Consider the following 4,420-nt stretch of genomic DNA (forward strand, 5'->3'; position numbering starts at 1 on the left):
GAGCGGAAGTGGTTGGCGCAGCCAAACACGTGCGAGACCTTACTTACTTCGATTTGATCGGTAAGCATTTGCGAATGTTTACCCGTCCAATCGGACGTGAGCTTCTTCGGAGGCTTTGACATCGTTTAGAGAGATACAAAATATCAACACTGTTTGATCGCCCGAGTATGGGATTGATCTCAGTGGGGTGCTGATCCCCTTGTGGGAGACGCGAGCAGGACTTTAGGTTGTTTCCTCGACCGAACCCCTGTCTGCCTTGCTGAAACGAACAGAGTTGTCCAAGTCAAGTACACTAACTGATGCTGATCTTCTGATCAGCATGGGATAGTTTGCTTTTGATCGGAAAGAACGTTTGTATATTGTTTTACGGCTGGCTGCCTGGTGTTTAACCGCAATCATGTAGTCGCGAAGGCTGTGAAATGAGCAATCTGTCTCTTTCTGGATCAAATCAAGCGCGAGAAGGGCGTTTGGTGGATGCCTTGGCAGTAAGAGGCGATGAAAGACGTGATACTCTGCGATAAGCCATGGGGAGCCGAGAATATGCTTTGATCCATGGATTTCTGAATGGGGGAACCCACCTGAATGTTCATTATAATAACTTCGGTTGTTTATAATGTTCATAACCAGGTACTTAAAGACTGAATACATAGGTTTTTAAGAGCAAACCCGGGGAACTGAAACATCTAAGTACCCGGAGGAAAGGAAATCAATTGATACTCCGCTAGTAGTGGCGAGCGAACGCGGATCAGCCAAGCCTTGAGAGTGAAAAGAACGACCTGGAAAGGTCGGCCATAGTGGGTGACAGCCCCGTATTTGAAGCTCGATGGGATGTATTAAGTAGGGCGGAACACGTGAAATTCTGTCTGAAGATCGGAGGACCACCTTCGAAGGCTAAGTACTCCTTACTGACCGATAGTGAACCAGTACCGTGAGGGAAAGGTGAAAAGCACCCCGACGAGGGGAGTGAAACAGTACCTGAAACCGAACGCCTACAATCAGTCGGAGCTTGACTGGACTCTAATGATAATCTGATGCATGCCGCTTCCTGGAAACAGGGAGTTGGATATGGCAGACGGAACTTTTGCCATTCTCATGTTGGTCGCAGGACTGACGGATATGGGAATGAATTATTGTGGCACATCGCAGGGCTGTCTTGGCCGGAGCGACGTGACACCAAGGATCGCCTTCTCGGGCGGTCAGGTTCTTGAACGCCGCGCAGAAACGGGAAGTGAAGTCTATCTTCGCTATGATCTTGGGCGCCGTACCGGCCCCTTTGGTCATGCGGTGGGGCTGAGTGTCGGGTCTCGGGGTGAAACCTGGGTCGGCATTGGTCAGACCTACACGATGGACTTTGGTTCCAGCCCGTTTTTTGCGGAATTGCATGCGATGACCGGTGTGTATGACGCCGGTGACGGCCTTGATCTGGGCGGCGCAATCGCGTTCCGTTCGGGTGCCGAGGTCGGTTGGGAAAACAAACGCGGTTGGCGGTTTGGTCTCAGCTTCGATCATCGATCGAATGCGGGGATTTATGACCACAATCCGGGTGTTGAGACCGTGCAGCTGCGCGTGTCGGTACCAACCAGGTAACATCGCATCAAGAAATGCATCAAGCGTGAGCCGCTCTCAGGATCTGCCCAGTGGCGATCTGAAAGATCGGTGTACCGGCCAAGGGTCGGCGCGAAGCGGTTGTCGCCTGCGGCGGCAACTCCAGATTACTATTAGTGTCCAGTCTTGTGACGGCGTACCTTTTGTATAATGGGTCATCGACTTGGTCTATCTAGCAAGCTTAAGCCGTTAGGTGTAGGCGCAGCGAAAGCGAGTCTTAATAGGGCGCATGAGTTAGATGGATCAGACCCGAAACCGAGTGATCTAGGCATGACCAGGATGAAGGTAAGGTAACACTTACTGGAGGTCCGAACCCACACCTGTTGAAAAAGGTCGGGATGAGTTGTGCCTAGGGGTGAAAGGCCAATCAAACTCGGAGATAGCTGGTTCTCTGCGAAATCTATTTAGGTAGAGCGTCATCCGAATACCCCGGGGGGTAGAGCACTGGATGGGTAATGGGGCCCCACAGGCTTACTGATCCTAACCAAACTCCGAATACCCGGGAGTACTAGATGGCAGACACACTGCGGATGCTAACGTCCGTAGTGGAGAGGGAAACAACCCTGACCTACAGCTAAGGCCCCTAATTCATGGCTAAGTGGGAAAGCAGGTGGGACGACCAAAACAACCAGGAGGTTGGCTTAGAAGCAGCCATCCTTTAAAGATAGCGTAACAGCTCACTGGTCTAAATAAGTTGTCCTGCGGCGAAGATGTAACGGGGCTCAAGCCATGAGCCGAAGCTTAGGATGCCGTAAGGCATGGTAGCAGAGCGTAGTGTGACATAGTTCCACGCGTCCTTGATCCCTTCGGGGATATTGGACGCAGGGAGCTTTCTGTGAAGCCGGCGCGTGAGCGATCCGGTGGAGAGATCACTAGCGAGAATGATGACATGAGTAGCGACAAAGAGTGTGAGAGACACTCTCGCCGAAAGTCCAAGGGTTCCTGCTTAAAGCTAATCTGAGCAGGGTAAGCCGGCCCCTAAGGCGAGGCAGAAATGCGTAGCCGATGGGAACCACGTTAATATTCGTGGGCCAGGAGGATGTGACGGATCTCAGAGGTAGTTCATCCTTATTGGATTGAATGGGCTGCTGAGAGGTCCCTGGAAATAGCCCTCCATCAGACCGTACCCTAAACCGACACAGGTGGACTGGTAGAGAATACCAAGGCGCTTGAGAGAACGATGTTGAAGGAACTCGGCAAAATACCTCCGTAAGTTCGCGAGAAGGAGGCCCGGTTCCTAGGCAACTAGGGGCTGGGGGCACAAACCAGGGGGTGGCGACTGTTTACTAAAAACACAGGGCTCTGCGAAGTCGCAAGACGACGTATAGGGTCTGACGCCTGCCCGGTGCCTGAAGGTTAAAAGGAGAGGTGAGAGCCTTGAATTGAAGCCCAGGTAAACGGCGGCCGTAACTATAACGGTCCTAAGGTAGCGAAATTCCTTGTCGGGTAAGTTCCGACCTGCACGAATGGCGTAACGACTTCCCCGCTGTCTCCAACATCGACTCAGCGAAATTGAATTGCCTGTCAAGATGCAGGCTTCCCGCGGTTAGACGGAAAGACCCCGTGCACCTTTACTACAGCTTCGCACTGGCATCAGGACTGCAATGTGCAGGATAGGTGGTGGGCTTTGAAGCAGGAACGCCAGTTTCTGTGGAGCCTCCCTTGAGATACCACCCTTTGCATTCTTGATGTCTAACCGCGGTCCATTATCTGGATCCGGGACCCTGCGTGGCGGGTAGTTTGACTGGGGCGGTCGCCTCCTAAAGAGTAACGGAGGCGCGCGATGGTTGGCTCAGACCGGTCGGAAATCGGTCGTTGAGTGCAATGGCAGAAGCCAGCCTGACTGCAAGTCTGACAAGACGAGCAGAGACGAAAGTCGGTCATAGTGATCCGGTGGTCCCGAGTGGAAGGGCCATCGCTCAACGGATAAAAGGTACGCCGGGGATAACAGGCTGATACTGCCCAAGAGTCCATATCGACGGCAGTGTTTGGCACCTCGATGTCGGCTCATCTCATCCTGGGGCTGGAGCAGGTCCCAAGGGTACGGCTGTTCGCCGTTTAAAGAGGTACGTGAGCTGGGTTTAGAACGTCGTGAGACAGTTCGGTCCCTATCTGCCGTGGGTGTAGGATACTTGAGAGGAGTTGCCCCTAGTACGAGAGGACCGGGGTGAACGATCCACTGGTGTACCAGTTGTTCCGCCAGGAGCAGTGCTGGGTAGCTATGATCGGACAGGATAACCGCTGAAGGCATCTAAGCGGGAAGCCCCCCTCAAAACAAGGTATCCCTGAGGACCGTGGTAGACCACCACGTCGATAGGCCAGAGATGTAAGCGCGGTAACGCGTTCAGTTGACTGGTACTAATGGTCCGATAGGCTTGATTTGATCCAGTAAAAGATAGATTACTCGGAACATGATCAAAGCAAACATCACATAAAACACGATAAATGTACCTGACTTGGACACTCTCAACAGAGAGTGAAACAAAATTGCGCATCAGCCGCGCAAACTTACCGGGGCTTTCCCGGTCTGGTGATCATAGCACGAGCAAAACACCCGGTCCCATCCCGAACCCGGCCGTTAAGTGCCGTCGCGCCAATGGTACTGCGTCTCAAGACGTGGGAGAGTAGGTCATCGCCAGACCTGATAAGCCCCGATAAAATGTATCTCTCAAACGATATCACCGACAAAGGCCAATAAATGCCTCATGCAACCGCAAGGCAACAGGCCAAAAAATGTCGCGGGATGGAGCAGCCCGGTAGCTCGTCAGGCTCATAACCTGAAGGTCGTAGGTTCAAATCCTACTCCCGCAACCAA

At 52.7% G+C, this 4,420-nt stretch carries 1 tRNA gene and 2 rRNA genes; all 3 read left to right on the forward strand.

Annotation, left to right across the window (positions count from 1 at the left end):
- The first annotated feature begins 446 nt into the window (after window positions 1–446).
- The 3 genes from Q4577_RS23375 (at window position 447) to Q4577_RS23385 (ending at window position 4,419) form a co-directional block, all read left to right on the forward strand.
- Window positions 447–3,988: ribosomal RNA gene (locus Q4577_RS23375) — 23S ribosomal RNA — on the forward strand.
- 143 nt (window positions 3,989–4,131) lie between these two features.
- Window positions 4,132–4,246 (forward strand): 5S ribosomal RNA (rrf, locus tag Q4577_RS23380).
- 96 nt (window positions 4,247–4,342) lie between these two features.
- Window positions 4,343–4,419, forward strand: a tRNA-Met gene (locus tag Q4577_RS23385).
- The last annotated feature ends 1 nt before the right edge of the window (window position 4,420 follow it).

Source organism: Marinovum sp. 2_MG-2023, from assembly GCF_030548265.1.
Classification (GTDB): Bacteria; Pseudomonadota; Alphaproteobacteria; order Rhodobacterales; family Rhodobacteraceae; genus Marinovum.